The 15875-nt window shown below is 55.9% G+C and carries 13 protein-coding genes and 1 pseudogene; 7 read left to right on the top strand and 7 right to left on the bottom strand.

The window, feature by feature from the left end; translation table 11 throughout:
- Window positions 1-8: 8 nt before the first annotated feature.
- From galT to ilvD, 7 genes are all read left to right on the top strand, one after another.
- The gene (galT, locus tag HZB34_06255) at window positions 9-1013 is read left to right on the top strand and encodes a galactose-1-phosphate uridylyltransferase (protein MBI5315555.1); all 1005 of its coding nucleotides are present in this window, start codon (window positions 9-11) and stop codon (window positions 1011-1013) included.
- A 66-nt stretch (window positions 1014-1079) separates the two neighbouring features.
- Window positions 1080-2396 carry a polynucleotide adenylyltransferase gene (locus tag HZB34_06250; protein MBI5315554.1) on the top strand — a complete coding sequence of 439 codons (1317 nt, stop codon included), beginning with the start codon at window positions 1080-1082 and terminating at the stop codon, window positions 2394-2396.
- A gap of 117 nt (window positions 2397-2513) precedes the next feature.
- Window positions 2514-2708 carry a MoaD/ThiS family protein gene (locus HZB34_06245; GenBank protein MBI5315553.1) on the top strand — a complete coding sequence of 65 codons (195 nt, stop codon included), beginning with the start codon at window positions 2514-2516 and terminating at the stop codon, window positions 2706-2708.
- Window positions 2709-2799: 91 nt separating this feature from the next.
- A complete protein-coding gene (locus HZB34_06240; GenBank protein MBI5315552.1) occupies window positions 2800-3738 on the top strand; it encodes an adenine nucleotide alpha hydrolase family protein in 939 nt (312 codons plus the stop codon).
- A 172-nt stretch (window positions 3739-3910) separates the two neighbouring features.
- Window positions 3911-4942, top strand: a complete 1032-nt coding sequence (locus tag HZB34_06235) for a J domain-containing protein (protein MBI5315551.1) — start codon at window positions 3911-3913, stop codon at window positions 4940-4942.
- 366 nt (window positions 4943-5308) lie between these two features.
- Window positions 5309-5911, top strand: a complete 603-nt coding sequence (locus HZB34_06230) for a periplasmic heavy metal sensor (protein ID MBI5315550.1) — start codon at window positions 5309-5311, stop codon at window positions 5909-5911.
- A 44-nt stretch (window positions 5912-5955) separates the two neighbouring features.
- The gene (gene ilvD / locus HZB34_06225) at window positions 5956-7629 is read left to right on the top strand and encodes a dihydroxy-acid dehydratase (protein MBI5315549.1); all 1674 of its coding nucleotides are present in this window, start codon (window positions 5956-5958) and stop codon (window positions 7627-7629) included.
- Window positions 7630-7705: 76 nt separating this feature from the next.
- Here the strand turns inward: ilvD and HZB34_06220 are convergent, their stop codons facing one another.
- The 7 genes and pseudogenes from HZB34_06220 to HZB34_06190 all read right to left on the bottom strand — a co-directional run bounded on the left by HZB34_06220 (window position 7706) and on the right by HZB34_06190 (window position 15820).
- A complete protein-coding gene (locus HZB34_06220; protein ID MBI5315548.1) occupies window positions 7706-8713 on the bottom strand; it encodes a trypsin-like peptidase domain-containing protein in 1008 nt (335 codons plus the stop codon).
- Window positions 8714-8874: 161 nt separating this feature from the next.
- Window positions 8875-9993 (bottom strand): DegT/DnrJ/EryC1/StrS family aminotransferase, encoded by a 1119-nt coding sequence (locus tag HZB34_06215; GenBank protein ID MBI5315547.1) that lies wholly within the window; start codon window positions 9991-9993, stop codon window positions 8875-8877.
- 113 nt (window positions 9994-10106) lie between these two features.
- Window positions 10107-10868: an ABC transporter permease gene (locus tag HZB34_06210; protein ID MBI5315546.1), complete on the bottom strand. Its 762-nt coding sequence runs from the start codon at window positions 10866-10868 to the stop codon at window positions 10107-10109.
- A complete protein-coding gene (locus tag HZB34_06205; protein MBI5315545.1) occupies window positions 10865-11830 on the bottom strand; it encodes an ABC transporter ATP-binding protein in 966 nt (321 codons plus the stop codon). Before HZB34_06205 ends, HZB34_06210 begins: the two co-directional genes overlap by 4 nt.
- 3 nt (window positions 11831-11833) lie before the next feature.
- Window positions 11834-12802, bottom strand: a complete 969-nt coding sequence (locus tag HZB34_06200; protein ID MBI5315544.1) for a hypothetical protein — start codon at window positions 12800-12802, stop codon at window positions 11834-11836.
- 612 nt (window positions 12803-13414) lie between these two features.
- Window positions 13415-13516: pseudogene (locus HZB34_06195) on the bottom strand (prepilin-type N-terminal cleavage/methylation domain-containing protein).
- 483 nt (window positions 13517-13999) lie between these two features.
- A complete protein-coding gene (locus tag HZB34_06190; GenBank protein ID MBI5315543.1) occupies window positions 14000-15820 on the bottom strand; it encodes a tetratricopeptide repeat protein in 1821 nt (606 codons plus the stop codon).
- Between the last annotated feature and the right edge of the window lie 55 nt (window positions 15821-15875).

The raw sequence follows: 15875 nt of genomic DNA, 5'->3' as shown, positions 1-15875 counted from the left end.
GAGAGACCATGCCCGATCTAAGACGTGATCCGATTGTCGGTCGGTGGGTGATTATTTCGACGGAACGGAACGCCCGGCCTCACGACTTCATCCCTATGCAAGCAACCAGACCACTGGCTGCCACTCTCTGCCCCTTTTGCCCAGGGCAGGAGCGGCTGACGCCGAAAGAAATCCTGGCCTACCGGCCTCAACCGGTGGAACCCAACACCCCGAACTGGACCGTGCGTGTCGTGCCGAACAAGTTCCCTGCGCTTCAGATCGAAGGCGACCTCGACCGCCAAGGCCTTGGTCTCTATGATCGCATGAATGGGATCGGCGCACATGAAGTCATCATCGAGACCCCCAACCACACAGATAGCCTGGCCGACATGCCGACAAAGCGGATCGAGGATGTCCTGTGGTCTTATCGCGACCGCATGATTGATCTGAAGAAAGACGTGCGGTTTCGATACATCCTTATTTTCAAGAACCACGGCGTATCGGCGGGCGCCACATTGGAGCACAGCCACTCACAACTCATTGCCCTGCCGATCATCCCCACCAGCGTCCTGGAAGAGATCGAAGGCTGTCGGGCTCATTATGCACAAAAGGAGCGCTGCATCTATTGCGATATTCTCCGACAGGACCTTTCTGGAGGCGATCGCATCGTGGCAGAAAATCAGGAATTCCTCTGCGCAACCCCCTATGCCCCACGCTTTCCCTTTGAAATGTGGATTCTGCCGAAGCGTCACGCATGCTACTTCGAAGAGAGCCAGAAACTACAATTTGAGTTCCTCGCACCGATTCTCTCCGAAGCGCTCCGGCGAATGGACAAGGTCCTCGCTCGACCCTCGTATAATTTTGTCCTCCATAGTTCTCCCCTCCACGAGAAGACCGGAGATTTCTACCACTGGCACATTGAAATCATTCCCAAGCTGACACAGGTGGCCGGATTCGAATGGGGCACAGGGTTCTACATCAATCCTGTGGCGCCGGAAGAGTCAGCGAAATTTCTCCGGGAGGTGATGCTCTAGGTGCCGGTTCGTTTCCGCATCGAGAATCCCGCGCTCGCGGGTCCACTGCGACAAATTGAACAACTGATTCGCCGGGCCGGCGGCAGGACTTGGCTGGTCGGCGGCTGCCTCCGAGACCTGCTGCTCGGTCTGCAACCACGCGATCTGGACCTCGAGATTTCCGGAGTACCACCCGGCCAACTGCATGCGCTGCTCGCAGAGCAGTTCTCCGTGCAGTTCGTCGGGAAAGCGTTTGGTGTGTTCAAACTGCAGGGTCTGCCCATCGATATCTCCATACCCTCCCGCATGCTCGCCGACCCCACGTCGGTCTCAGGATTGCTGAGGCAGTCCGATCCCGACATGGACATCGACGAAGCACTGGCGCGGCGCGACTTCTCCCTCAACGCCATGGCCTGGGACCCAGACACACTGGAACTCCGCGACCCCTTCAATGGACGGGCTGACCTCGATGCCCGCGTGTTGCGCCACGCCTCCGGTCGCTTCGGCGAAGACCCCTTGCGCGTGCTGCGTGGCATGCAACTCGCCGCTCGATTTGGTTTGACCGTCGCGCCGGAGACAGTTGCCCTGTGCCGGACCCTGACACAAGAGGGACAACCGAGCGAACGACTCTGGGAAGAATGGAAGAAACTCCTCCTCCAAGGGATCACACCTTCAATGGGGTTACGATTTTTGAGCGACTGCGGCTGGCTTCGCTTCTACCCCGAACTCGCAGCGTTGCAGGGCTGTGAGCAAGATCCCATCTGGCACCCGGAAGGCGATGTCTGGATCCACACGCTCCACTGCTTGGACTGGTTCGCCGCAGAGCGCACCGGCCATCACGACGACGATCTGGCGGTGGGCCTCGGCATCCTCTGCCACGACTTCGGAAAGCCTGCGACCACGACCCATGACTTCGGACGCATCATGTCTCGCGGCCACGAACCGGAGGGAGAGGCTCCGACGAGACGCTTCCTGGAACGATTGACGAATCAAGGCGATCTGATCAACGAGGTGATTCCCCTTGTGCTCTGCCATCTCCGCCCCCGCGCCCTGCATGACGCAAATGCCTCGGACAGCGCAGTGCGACGACTGGCCAGGAAGGTACTACGGATCGACCGGCTCGTCCGCGTTGCACGAGCTGATCACGCGGGCCGCCCGCCAAAACTTTTTGATGGATTTCCCGCCGGTGAATGGCTGCTGGAGCGCGCACGTAAACTTGAGGTGGAAGCCCAGGCCCCCGCTCCTCTTGTGATGGGTCGTCATGTGCTGGAACTAGGAGTCCAGCCAGGCCCCGATCTAGGGCGACTACTCGATGAATGTTACGAAGCGCAGCTGGATGGACTATTTTCAACACTCGACGAGGGGATTGTCTTCGCCAAGAGCAAACTCATTCCCACACCGTAGCCATTTTCCCACCCTTCTCCCCTACCCACTCCCCACTGACCACTCCCTACTTCCTACTTACCCCTCACCATAAGAGACCCCTTGTCCCGTGCCGGCATGAGAGCTTATGATCCTCCCATGCTTGTCCAACTGAGCCATCCAGCCAGAACTATTGAGGTGAAAGGTCCCAAGAAGGTCAAAGAACTCTTGCGCGAGTTGAACCTTGTCGTCGAAGCCCATTTGGTCATCAAAGGTGATGATCTCGTCACTGAAGACGAGATGCTCTACGACGGCGATCACATTGAAATCCGGCCGGTGATCTCGGGGGGCTGAAGACGGTTCATCTGGTTTGTTTGGTTTATCTGGTTGATCCCGTCCAAACCAAATAAACCAAACAGACCAAACAAACCAGAGAAACCAGCCCATGAATTGCACCAGATGCAAAACCAAAGCTGTCATCGGTCTCCCCCGCCACAATGCGGCATTCTGTAAGGGCTGCTTCAATGGCTTCGTCCACGATCAGGTTGCGCGAGCGATCAAGTCTGAGAAGATGTTCGGAAAGGATGATCGGCTTCTTGTGGCAGTGTCCGGCGGGAAGGACAGCCTGGCACTCTGGGACATCTTGCTCAAGCTCGGCTATAAGGCTGACGCGCTCTATGTGAATCTCGGCATTGGAGCCTATTCCGAACAGTCGCTTGCCAAGGTCACGAAATTCGCCCAAGCGGCCGCTGCCTCGCATGGAGCCACGTTGCACCTCCATAAGGTCGAACAGGAGGCCGGTGCCGGGATCAAGGAATTGGCTCAGCTCATCCATCGCCCGACCTGTTCTACCTGCGGTACGATCAAACGCTATCAATTTAATCGTGTGGCAATCGAAGAGCACTACGACGTGATGGCCACAGGCCACAATCTCGATGACGAAGCGGCCCGGCTCCTAGGCAATGTGCTACATTGGCAGGAAGAATATCTGGATAAGCAGGGCCCCTCGTTGCCCGCCTCAGTGGAAGGATTTGCCAAGAAGGTGAAGCCCCTCTACCGGCTCTCAGAACGGGAGCTTGCGGCCTATGCTGTGTTGAACCGGATCGATTATATCGTCGAGGAGTGCCCCATGGCCAAAGGTTCCAAGATGCTCCAGTACAAGGAAGTTTTAAATCGTCTCGAGACCGAGTCGCCTGGCACGAAGCAGACGTTCTACTGGGGCTTTCTCGAGAAGCAAAGCAAGCTGCAACCAGCTGCGACCACCATGGCAGAGAAAGACCGGGCCGTCCTCCACCCCTGCACCTCTTGCAACCAGCCCACTACAGCCGAAGTCTGTTCCTATTGCAAAATGATGGCGCGAGCCAAGACTGTAGTCCCTCGCTGACAAGCCGACATGCCGCAGGCGACAAGTCACGATCATGCCGACTTGCAACCTTGTCAGCTTGCTCGCATGGCAGCCATCCCATCATCTCAGCCCTTGAAAAGCCTGGACCGACCCCGTAAGCTTCGCTCTTGATAATAGTTGACCAACCCTAAACCGGCCCTATCTACCTCTCATGGCGACAACAGAACGCGACTACTATCAAGTGCTCGGCCTCTCCAAGTCTGCCTCGGCAGACGACATCAAGAAGGCTTATCGCCGTCTCGCGCGCCAAGTCCATCCCGATCTCCATAGCGGGGCCAAGAAATCGGAGATGGAGAAAAAGTTCAAGGAGTTGAACGCGGCACACGAAGTCCTGAGCGATCCGGATAAACGAAAAAAATACGACCAATATGGGACGAACTGGGAGCAGGCAGAGGCGTACGAACAGGCGCGCCGACAGGCTGGTGCCCGTGGGCAGGGGGGTCCAGAATTTTCGTTTGGCGGGGAAGGCTTCGCCGACATTTTCGAGAATCTATTCAAAGGAGGCGGGCGAGCCGGCAATAGCCGTGGTTTGGCTATGCAGGGTGAGGACCTTGAGACGGAAGTACAGCTGACTCTGGCCGAGGTATTAGCCGGCGTGACGAAACGCGTGACCTTGCAGGAACCAGTGCCTTGCTCCGCCTGCCATGGCAGCGGAGCTCTTCGTGGACGAGCCTGCCCGACCTGCCAGGGGCACGGAGCGACGCTGCAGCCCAATACGATTGAAGTGCGAATCCCCGCCGGAGTGCAGGATGGAAGCAGAGTTCGCGTGGCCGGAAAGGGCCAGGCCGGGAGCAATGGCGGCAAGCCTGGGGACTTGTATATGCGGGTGGCGATCGCTCCGGACAAGATTTTTCGCAGGCAAGGTAGCGACCTTCATGTCTCCCTCCCCGTTTTTCCATGGGAAGCGGCCCTGGGTGCCGACGTGATGGCCCCCACACTGATGGAGCCGGTTCGGGTGAAAGTCCCGCCGGGGAGTCGAGCTGACAGTAAGCTTCGGCTCAAGGGAAAGGGACTTCCTTCGGCAACCGGCGGCCACGGAGATCTCTTTCTGACCATCCAGATCGTGATGCCGCCCTCCTCGACCGACGAGGAACGAGCACTGTACGACCGACTCAGGAGCATCGCACACCCGGACCCCCGTGCCGAGCTGCTTGACCAAGCCAGACGGCGATCACATCCCTAGCAAGATGCTGAAAAAGTCCGCCAGCGGCGTTCTCGGCTCGCAAGAATCCTCAACATACCCCAGAGGGTATGCTTCCGGTTCTTGCTTCGCCTGCGGCCTTGCTGAACTGCCTTTTTGAGCATCTTGCGTGGGCTCACGTTCATTGAATATGCCGATTCGATCATGTCGATGCGGGAAAGACCCGCATTTCTTTCCTTTGTGATGTTCCAGCGCCTGTACGCTCGTCAAGGTGCGTTGTTGGCTTGCGTTGTTTGGGTCGATCTGGCAATCTACAACCACTCATTCTCGAAGTCTGTGAGATCAAAATAGATCGGCTCGCATCGAAGAAATAAACACCTTCATCCGGTCCAAACCAAGGAGGCAAGCATGAAGCAGAAAACAGGAACCATCGTGACGTTGGGCGTCGCATCGGTATTCGCTCTAACCGTCGGGTTTTCCACGGTCTGGGCCAATGAGCCAGGCTACGGTAAACAAGGGCATGTGGGCGGCGGGCATAGTTCGACGGGTGGATATGGCGCCAGCATGAAACATAGCGGCACCGGTCACCTGATCAGGCATCTGCTGCAGCGTGAACAAGAAATCGGTCTCACCCCCGAGCAAGTGGCGAAACTGAAAGACATGCAGCTCAACCTGGACAAGACCCGTATCAGAACCGAAGCCGACATCCAGGTAGCGGAACGAGAAGTGAAGGCCTTAACCGAGAATGAGAAGTCCGACCTGGGCGCGGTCGAAGCCAAGGTGAAACAGAGCCATGACCTGCAAGTCGGCCTACGGATGGTCTCCATCAAGGCTAAGCGGGATGTCCTCGCTGTGCTGACTCCGGAGCAACGAGCCAAGGAAAAGACCGAGCATGAGAAAGTGATGCAGCAGCACAAGGGCGGAGGGATGGAATACGGCAACCCCCACGGGGGCGCGATGAAAGACAATCCGCACATGGGCGGCGATTCGGCACATCCGACGGCCCCATAAAGAACGGCAAGGAGACGGGTGAGAGGGAAAGGAATTACGCAGTCATGCCGAAGGGTTTGAAGCTTACAAGCCACAATTTGCTGATCGGTCCTGATCGAGCACCGGCCCGCGCGATGCTGAAAGCCGTTGGGTTTACCGACGAGGACTTGTCCCGCCCGATCATCGGCGTCGCCAACACCTGGATAGAGGTCATGCCCTGCAACTTCCATCTGCGCCGATTGTCGGAACGGGTTAAGGCGGGCATCAGAGCTGCGGGCGGCACTCCCATCGAGTACAACACTATTGCGGTGTCGGACGGCATTTCGATGGGGACTGAAGGGATGAAGGCTTCGTTGATCAGTCGGGAGGTGATTGCCGATTCAATCGAACTCGTGGCCCGTGGGCACTTGTTCGACGGTGTGGTGGCATTGTCGGGGTGTGACAAAACCATTCCCGGCACCGTGATGGCGCTTGCTCGACTGAACCTGCCATCGGTGATGCTCTATGGCGGCTCGATCATGCCGGGTCACTTCCAAGGCCACGATGTAACCATTCAAGACGTGTTCGAAGCGGTCGGGAAACATGCCTCCGGCAAGATGACCAACGCTGAGCTCAAAGATCTCGAAGACCATGCCTGCCCTGGCCCAGGCGCCTGCGGTGGCCAGTTTACGGCCAACACCATGGCCATCGCGTTCGAGTTCCTCGGCATTTCGCCGATGGGACGGAACGGCGTGCCGGCTATGGATCAACGAAAGGACGACGTGGCCTTCGATTGCGGGAAGATGGTCATGGACCTCTTGAAGCGAGACCTGCGGCCCCGCCAAATCATCACGCGGAAATCGCTGGAAAATGCGATCGCCGCGGTTGCGACCACAGGCGGGTCGACGAACGCCGTGCTGCACCTGCTCGCCATCGCGCGAGAGGCCGGCATTAGCCTGAGCATCGACGACTTTGACAGGATCAATCGGAAAGTGCCCTTACTCGCCGATCTGAAGCCAGGTGGGCGATTTGTTGCCTCGGATCTCTATGCGGCTGGGGGGACAACCTTAGTCGCCAAGCGTCTGATCGATGCTGGTCTTTTGCACGAGCGCCAGCCGACTGTGACCGGCCGGACGATTGGAGAAGAAGCCCAAGGAGCCAAGGAAACATCAGGCCAACAGGTACTCCGTCCCCTCTCGAATCCGATCAAGCAAACCGGCGGGTTGGTGATTTTGCGTGGGAACCTCGCCCCGGACGGCTGCGTCGTGAAGGTAGCAGGGCACTCGATTATGACATTCCGCGGTCCAGCGAAGGTGTACAACAGAGAAGAGGATGCGTTTGTCGCGGTCCAGTCCCGTCAGATCAAAGCAGGTGATGTGGTAGTAATCCGCTATGAAGGCCCGTCCGGCGGACCAGGCATGAGAGAAATGCTTGGCGTAACCGCGGCTATCGTTGGCGCAGGCTTAGGCGATTCCGTTGCGCTGCTTACCGACGGCCGTTTCTCCGGGGCAACCCATGGCTTGATGGCAGGTCATGTTGCACCGGAAGCGATCAAAGGCGGCCCTATCGGCGCCTTGAAGAACGGAGACATGATTGTTTTTGATATTGCCAAGCGGACGCTAAGCGTGGAGCTCTCACAGAAAGAAATCAACGCCAGGCTCAAGAAGGTCAAACAACCACTGCCACACTATACCTCAGGTGTGATGGGCAAATATGCCCGGCATGTCTCGTCCGCCTCGGAAGGAGCAATTACGACATAGCAGGATGCTGGAAGAAACGTAACCGCTCAGGTGTTTAGGCTGAAGGCTTTTAGTCTTCAGCCTAAACACCTGGATTCTACCGCCCCTTCATCCGTCCACGCATTTCCGACATCATGCTGTCGAGGTCGGCTTCCGCTCTCGCACGATCGCTGATCAACTGATCGAGGTTATATGGACGCGGCGCTGGCTGGGCCGCATCCGGTTTCACCATCTGCTTGAGTTGCAAGTCAGACTGATGAGGCTGGGCTGGTTTGACTTGTGGCTGCACTGACTGAGCCGGTTGGTCGATCAGGTCTGTCTGATCTATTCGATTCCCCCCCCTTACCCCCTTACCCCCTCCCTGCCTCTCTGCCCCCACGCCTTGCTCCCGCAACCACTGGCCAGCGACGCTCGACTTGAGGGCAAAACTGATGCTCATGATCGGAAGGCCATCCGACGCAACACGGGCAATTGCAGTATTGACTCCGATCATTCGACCTTCTCCATCCAAGAGGGGGCCACCTGAATTTCCACGGTTCAGTCCCGTCTCGGTCTGAAACACGTGCTTGCCCTTTACACCATTAAAATTATCGACTTCCGCGCTGATCACTCCAGTAGTGAGGGTCCACAGTCCGCCCTGCTCTGGATGACCGATGGCCACCACTCGATCCCCGATCCTGGCCCGTCCCGATTCACTCACATCGACGACAGGCAGCCGTTCGCTCATGCCATCAAGTTTCAGCAAGGCTAGATCCAATGGTTGTGAATAGGCCACGACCTTGGCACGGAGCATACGGGAAAGATCGCTCGATGACTCTCCCGTAACCCGGGCCGGCTTCAGAAACACGGACAGTCGAGGGAATGGTTTTCCCGTCTGCTCTTCGATCACAACATGGGCATTGGTGAGAACCAGTCCATCCGACTGAATGATTGAACCGGTTCCTCCGCTCCCCTTCCTGCCGCCATCCGCATAGCCCATCACCATCACTACGGATGGAGAGGCCTGTTCGTAAATCTCCCGAGGGGATAACTCCTTGCCGATAGCCTCCGTACCCCATATCAAGGAGAGTACAAACAAGGTTCCCCAGGTCAGCGCTTTCATCATGGGCTCCTTCTTTCTAACAGGATAGCCGAGCGAGACTGGCGGGGCAGATTGATCTGGTTCATCTGGTTTGTCTTGCTTAACCAAACAAACGAAACAAACCAAACAAACCAAATAAACCAAATAACGGCAATCTTCTGCTGGCGGACTTTCTCAGCATCCTGCTACGCGCGCTGATAGAACTCCGCAATCATCTCAACCACGTAGGCCTGCTGCGTTTCGGTCAATTCCGGATAAATTGGAAGTGACATGACTTCATCAGCCGCCTGTTCTGACTGCGGGAAGGCCCCCTTCTGGTGCCCTAAATCTCTGTAGCAGTTTTGGAGATGCATCGGGAGCGGATAGTACACCTCCGTGCCGACCCCCTTTTCTTTGAGAAAGGCACGCAACTCGTCGCGCTTCGGTGCTCGCACGGTGAATTGGTTATAGACGTGAAAATTCCCTGGCATCGTGGATGGAAGCCTGACGCGATCCGCATGCTTCGTCCGGGCAAACAATTGCTGATACCGTTCAGCATTCCGACGTCGTCCCTCAGTCCACTGGTCAAGATACTTCAATTTGATTTGGAGTATGGCAGCCTGGAGCGCATCCAACCGACTATTGATTCCTACTGCTTCGTGGAGATACCGAACCTGACTCCCGTGAACACGGAGCATGGCCATAGAGTCTGCAAGGGTTTGGTCGTTGGTTGTAATCAACCCTCCATCGCCGAAACCTCCTAAATTCTTGGTGGGGAAAAAGCTAAAGCACCCGGTGTCACCCAATACGCCTGCGCGGTTCCCCTGCTGTGCCGCCCCAATGGCTTGGCAGGCATCCTCGATAACGCGAACTTCTTTCCGCTTCGCTATTTCATTGATCGCGGCCATGTCCGCACATTGCCCGAAGAGGTGCACGGGAATGATCGCCTTTGTGCGAGACGTGATCGCATTCTCAATCAACTCGGAATCGATGTTGTATGAATCAGGCTGAATGTCCACAAACACCGGTTTCGCGCCCAATCGCGACACAGCGCCTGCCGTAGCAAAAAATGTAAACGGGATGGTAATGACTTCATCCCCGGCCTTCACCCCCATGGCCATCAGAGAGAGCAACAACGCATCGCTTCCCGAGGCACAGCCGACCGCATAGCCACACCCGATGTATCTGGCAATGGCTTCCTCGAACGCCAAGACGCGCGGCCCCAACACAAAGCCTTGCTCGTCACAGACAGCCTGCATCGCGGCGAAAACCTCCGCCCGAATGGGCTGAAACTGAGCTTTCAAATCAAGCAATGGCACATTCATCGATGCTGTTCTCCAGTATGAATTTCAACACCCAAATGACCAGTGGTACAGGCGCGGTACTCTCTTCAATACCCTGCCCCTCGGCATAATGCAAGTAGAGAATCTGGAGCTGGCTAGCGGAAATCTCGTCGATGAAAGATCAGGCTGGCTGTAAAGAGCAGAACCGCTGTGTAGGTCGCTCCGTAGGCGACAATCAGCAATAGGTCCGAACCGCCGACGTCGAGGTGGTGCACGACATGACCCTTCAAGTTGAACCGCTCGAGGTTGGGCAAGAGATAGTAAATTCCGTCCAAGATTCCCCTGGTGAGATCATCCATTTTTGCCCCGAACACTTTCAGATCCGCGGTAAGATGCCCAATCACATACAGGGCCAGGGTAAAGATGGCACTCAGGGTGGCACTGGTAAAGGTCGAAAACAGTAACGCCACCGCAGTAATGACCATGAACTCAATGAAAATAAGCGCCAGTGCCTTAAAGAGCATCCCCTCAACGGGAACTCCTTGGGCGTAGAGCACCACCAACAGCCCCAGTGCCATCACCACCGTGTTGACGAACAAGGTAATTGAGAGGCCCAGGTACTTTCCGAGCAGAAATTGGTAACGGGCCACCGGCTTCGACACAATCGTATAGATGGTTTTCTTCTCGATCTCCTTACTCACCAGTCCGATCCCGACAAAAATGGCGATCAAGACCCCGAAAAAATTGATGCTCCCGAGTCCGATATCCAGTATGAGACGGTGGAACTCCCCCAGAGTCAACCGTGACAAGACCACGGAACTGCCGATCATGAGCAAGGCAAACACAAGCAGGTTGTAGAGCAACTTGTCTCGTAAATTTTCCCGAAAGGTATTCAGAGCGATCGACAAGACTTTCATGCGCGGTCCTCCGACGGACTCTGATGCCCTGCAACCTCCCGGATGAATAGATCCTCCAACGACCCCTTCTGAGGATTGAGCGACACCAGAGAAGCCTTTGCCGCGCGGATAATCTCCAGCGCTCCTGCCACTTGTTGTTGGTTCTTCAGCACCACCAGCATCCGATCCCCTTGCATCACCACCTTGTCGACAAGCGGACGTAAGTGGTCCAACCCTTCTGGGGTCAGACTGTCCACGACGAGTTCCACTTGGTGATGCGTCCCTTGATGCAGCAGATCGGTCACCTTGCCGCAGGCCACGAGCCGGCCCTTCAGGATCATCGCGACTCGATCACATAACACTTCGGCATCGTGCAGGATATGGGAGCTGAACAGGACCGTCTTCCCTGACTCTTTGAGTCGCAAGATCAGATCGCGAACTTCTTTCCGCCCGATGGGGTCCAATCCGGACATGGGTTCATCCAGCACCACCAACTCCGGATCATTGATCAAGGCTTGGGCAACCCCCACCCGCTGCAACATGCCTTTTGAGAATTTCCTGAGCTGAAGATCCTTCGCATGGGTCATACCGACCAGCTCCAAGAGTTCGTCGACTCGCTTATCAAGAACAGCTCCCCAGAGTCCGAACAAATGCCCATAGAACCCAAGAAACTCCCGACTCGTGAGGTAGTCATAAAAGTAGGGAGCCTCGGGAAGAAAGCCCAGCCTGGCCTTGGTCTGTGGGTCGCCCAACTCCCGGCCGAACAACCAGGCCTGTCCGCTTGTTGGATAGATGAGCCCCATCAACATCTTGAGGGTGGTGGTTTTCCCCGCGCCGTTCGGGCCAAGAAAACCGAACACTTCCCCAGGCTGGACTTCGAGTCTAATGCCATCTACAGCGGTCACTCGCTTGCCCCAGAACCCCACGCGAAAGATCTTAGACAGTTGTTCAGTCTGGACCACAAGATCAGCGTCAGGCGTCATGGCTCACTCCCATGTCCTCGGGAAACTGTAGGCAGGCTCTATCTTAGGAAAGAGATAGGCAGGAGGCTTTGTACGTTTAAAGAAGGTTCGTAGACGGTTCGGATGGGTTGAACTGGAGACCGAACCGGTCCTGGGATCCAACCGATAGTCTCCTTCGAACGGTTCCTCTGGAATATTCGGAAGGGCCCCTGCCTTTACAAGATCCATGAGTGTCACAGGAGGGGTTTGATGTTGCATCTGATAGGCTTCCACTGCGCTCTCCAGTAGGCGAATATCCCGTTCAATGATAACTTCTTTCATCCGGTTCGCCAAGAATTCTCGCATCTCAGGATCCTGCGTCTCCCGCAATCGGGCTTCAAGAAATGCCAATGCTGTGTCCGGGCTTCCTGCTTCTGCTGCCATGCGAGTAGCAAGCCCTGGGAGATAAGATGGACCTTCCGGCAAGCGAGCCGCTTCCATAATGTACTCTGCTCCTTTGGCTGAATCGCCGAGCAGAAAGTAATAGTTGTATCCAAGCAGAAAGGGAATGTTCCAAACATCGGGATTGGCCTTGAATCCTTTTTCCAGGAGTAGATTGCTCAAGTCCGGGCGGTTGGCGAGATCGCCGAGAATGACCCCACCGGCGTAATAGGCGTAGGCATACTGAGGATCGAGCGTGGTCAACACATCCAGGGCGTGATACATCCATTCATATTCATCCGCACTATTCCGTTTTTTCCCGATTACTTGCACCAGCCTGAGCCATAGAGCATCCGCACCTAGGTGGTGATAGCCGAGCAGGGCCGGTTTGAGATATTCACCCTTGGGAAGCTGAGCAAGACCTTCGATCTGCACCACAGTCCGATCCTGCCGCTGATCGAGCTCCCCTTGCAACCAGCCGACGCTGGCCAGCAAGAGAATCGCTCCCGTGCAAAGCAGAATCTGATTCCCGATCGAGGTATTGCGATGATGTAGGGCTGTTGAAACCGCCATGAGAGAGACACCGCGGCAGGATGAGTAAATGGGAAGGTCCCGGCAGCCTGATGGCTGCCGGGGCCTCATGAACTTATCTACAGCAACCTAGAATTGACCAGTCGTACAATCCGTAGCACCATGGTCGACCGTCGCATCCCAGAGGGAAACCCCGGCATTCGGCGCAACATTGTCGCCATCAAGATTCGAACTCGCCATCGCAAGGAAGTTGTTCATACCGACAGCTCCGGCACCAGCCGCTCCGTTAGCAGGAGGCGCTCCGATGGAGGCAGCACAAGAAGTGGCCGTCGTATAGAGACCTGGAGCTGCAACTAGTGTCGCATTTACTTGATAGAGATAATTTACATTTCCCGTTGCCTTAAACCCAATATCAACGAAGGTGCCTGCAAATGTACCACCCGCAACACACCAGCCCACTGCAGGGATAGTCGCTGGCAGTCCGATACCCCAGGTAAATGGAGTTGTTTTGGTACCACCTGCAGGGGTTGCTACACCCTCCCCCGTCATACCGACATAACAGCCTCGCTCAGACTGGAAGGCGACTTGAGAGGTCTTGATCGCCTGGAGGTTGGTCTTGGCTTCGGACTGACGCGATTTCATCTGGTACTGCAGGAAGTTCGGGATGGCGATGGCCGCCAAGATCCCGATGATCGCCACGACGATCATCAACTCGATCAGGGTAAAACCCTTTTGCCCCTTTAACTGCTTCAACATCGTACTGCCTCCTTGTTGATGGTTCACTGATCTCGCCCCTTTACACACCCTTGCTTCTTTGTCATCGAGACCCCATATCTGTTGCTGTTGCCTAACCCTTAGCAGGTTCGATGCCTGCTGAGTTTTCAGACAATGAAATGGCGAGGAACACGTAATATCAAATGGTTACGCTTTGCTTCTTCCTGGTGGGATCCTATGTTTGGTGTGCCTCTCTCCAGCTTTTGCCCTGATCTGCCAATATTTGTCGCCTGCCGCACGGGACTTGGTCCCCCCTACACTTCCCTCTCTGGCTATGAAGATAATCGAGCAGACTCCCCGGCACAGCGGAAGAACAATCCATGGAAACGAGCATTGAGCGCAGGAGAATGGAACTGGGTCGGCCTGTCAGATTCTGAAAGGTTGATCCAGGCTGAAGGCGAGATCAACTTTAATAGAGAGGATAAATCGGTGAAAGCAGGGCTACTGTTAGAGCGGGGGGATGTATTACTGAGTTTGTATCTTCTCGGATACACGCTGCTTGGCCTGTTGGATACGCTCTTCCTGTGCCGGATCTCCCATCCCCAACTCGCGAAATCGGTCCATCAACTTGTTATTGGAAGGGTCCAATTCCAATGCTCGGAGCCAGGCCTCGCGGGCCTCTGTCAAGTTTCGTTGCTTGGCATAAATGTCACCGAGGTGTTCATAGAGCACCGGGTCATCCCCTGCGAGCGCAACAGCGCGCTTCATCTCCGCCAAGGCCTCGGTGAACGAGCCGGATTTGAACAGGGCCCAGGCGAGGCTATCGATATAATACCCATTACTCGGTTTGAGCGAGACGGCCCGCTTCGTGAGGGAAAGCGCCTGGTCGATTTTTACCCCCCGCTCTGCGTAGCTATATCCCAGATAGTTGAGGGCATCGGCATGGTGGGGGTCCAGATTAATTGCGGTTTCCATGACATGCTCGACGTCATCGAATCGGTTGAGCTTGTCGTAGACTGTCCCGAGATTGAAGTACAGATCGGCGCTCTTGGGATTCTGGCTGATGCCCTCCTCCAAGACCTTTACTGCGTCGTCGAACTGTTCCTTCTGCAGATAGATCAACCCCAGCACGATGTGGGTTTCAGGCTGTTTTGGATTAATCTTACGGGCCTGGGTCAAGTGGGTGATGGCCTCCGGATATTGCTTCAATCGATAGTACAACAGGCCGAGATGCAATTGCCCTTCGAAGTAGGAGGGTTCAAGTTGAATGTTAAATGTGTAGGTCTCGATGGCCTTCTTCGTGTCCTTGGACTCCTCGTAGAGAAATCCAAGGTAATCTCTGATTTTAAGCTCCGTCGGGCGCGCCTTGAGAACTTGGGTCAGCTGATCAATGGCCTTGGCATATTCCTTCTCCTCACCATATAGCAGCGCCAATCGAAGCTGCGCATCGAGGTCAGACGGGTCTTCCGCCAACAGATCATTCAATTCTTTCCTGGCACCCTGATAGTCCTTTGCCGCCATATAGACACGAACCAACTGGTGCTGGATAGCGCGGTTTCGAGGGTTCACAGTCTGAAGGTATTTCCGTAATACGGCGATCGCGCGATCCTGTGATTGCCGAGATTCATAAATCGAAGCGAGCGCATGATAGGCCGGCTCAAACGAAGCATTCGCCGCAATCGACCGCTCAAAACTCGCCGCGGCCTCTTCCCCTTTCCCCGCATCGAGGAGCAGTCGTCCCAAGTGATAATGGCCCACAGCAGAGTCAGGAGACTTCGCCAAACCAGTCCGAATAGACTGCTCCGCTTCAGGCTGCCGCTTCAGATTCAGGAGCAACAGGCCCTTCGTAAAATAGGGATCCCCAGACGTTGGATCCGCAGCGATCGCGCGATCTAACAGTTTCACCGCACGCTCCCCTTGCCCCGCACTGGCTAAAATACCTGCCATCTGGGTGAGCAGCTGACCATCTTGGCTTCCTCCCTCTGCCACTTGGTCCGCATAGAGGAGCGCGTTGGGCATATCGCCAAGGGAAAAATAGAGGCTTGCCAGCCGGGCCTTCACAGTTTGAGATGCCGGATCCGCCTTCAGCGCAGACTGATATTCTCGAATCGCGCGATCCATGTCCTGCGCAAGCTCAGCTTGGTACCCCAGCATGAAGTGATAGGAAGCGTCGGCATCGGGGGGATGAACCGAGGACGCAGCCTTCGGCGTGTCGGCAAGAGCACGCTTCTCAGGCGTCTGAGGCGCGGCAGCACAGGCCACCATCATCAGGGAGATCAGCAACCAGAGCGACGTAAAACCTTGGCGGCGCACTGTTCGACTCGGAATGACTCCTGTTGTGAACATTCGCACGATCCTCTTGGTGGATTTAGAGTAACTGCTCAGGTCAGGTAGATAGGCT

It is taken from the genome of Nitrospirota bacterium, assembly GCA_016219645.1.
Lineage (GTDB): Bacteria > Nitrospirota > Nitrospiria > Nitrospirales > Nitrospiraceae > Palsa-1315.
This window is presented reverse-complemented; position numbering and strand designations above follow the sequence as displayed.

Excerpts from the sequence above, each read along its gene's own strand:
- HZB34_06205 (MBI5315545.1), bottom strand. The coding sequence starts at position 11,830 with ATGACGCCTGACGCTGATCTTGTGGTCCAGACTGAACAACTGTCTAAG.
- ilvD (MBI5315549.1), top strand. The coding sequence starts at position 5,956 with ATGCCGAAGGGTTTGAAGCTTACAAGCCACAATTTGCTGATCGGTCCT.
- HZB34_06215 (MBI5315547.1), bottom strand. The coding sequence starts at position 9,993 with ATGAATGTGCCATTGCTTGATTTGAAAGCTCAGTTTCAGCCCATTCGG.
- HZB34_06230 (MBI5315550.1), top strand. The coding sequence starts at position 5,309 with ATGAAGCAGAAAACAGGAACCATCGTGACGTTGGGCGTCGCATCGGTA.
- HZB34_06220 (MBI5315548.1), bottom strand. The coding sequence starts at position 8,713 with ATGATGAAAGCGCTGACCTGGGGAACCTTGTTTGTACTCTCCTTGATA.
- galT (MBI5315555.1), top strand. The coding sequence starts at position 9 with ATGCCCGATCTAAGACGTGATCCGATTGTCGGTCGGTGGGTGATTATT.
- HZB34_06245 (MBI5315553.1), top strand. The coding sequence starts at position 2,514 with ATGCTTGTCCAACTGAGCCATCCAGCCAGAACTATTGAGGTGAAAGGT.
- HZB34_06235 (MBI5315551.1), top strand. The coding sequence starts at position 3,911 with ATGGCGACAACAGAACGCGACTACTATCAAGTGCTCGGCCTCTCCAAG.
- HZB34_06210 (MBI5315546.1), bottom strand. The coding sequence starts at position 10,868 with ATGAAAGTCTTGTCGATCGCTCTGAATACCTTTCGGGAAAATTTACGA.
- HZB34_06240 (MBI5315552.1), top strand. The coding sequence starts at position 2,800 with ATGAATTGCACCAGATGCAAAACCAAAGCTGTCATCGGTCTCCCCCGC.
- HZB34_06190 (MBI5315543.1), bottom strand. The coding sequence starts at position 15,820 with ATGTTCACAACAGGAGTCATTCCGAGTCGAACAGTGCGCCGCCAAGGT.
- HZB34_06200 (MBI5315544.1), bottom strand. The coding sequence starts at position 12,802 with ATGGCGGTTTCAACAGCCCTACATCATCGCAATACCTCGATCGGGAAT.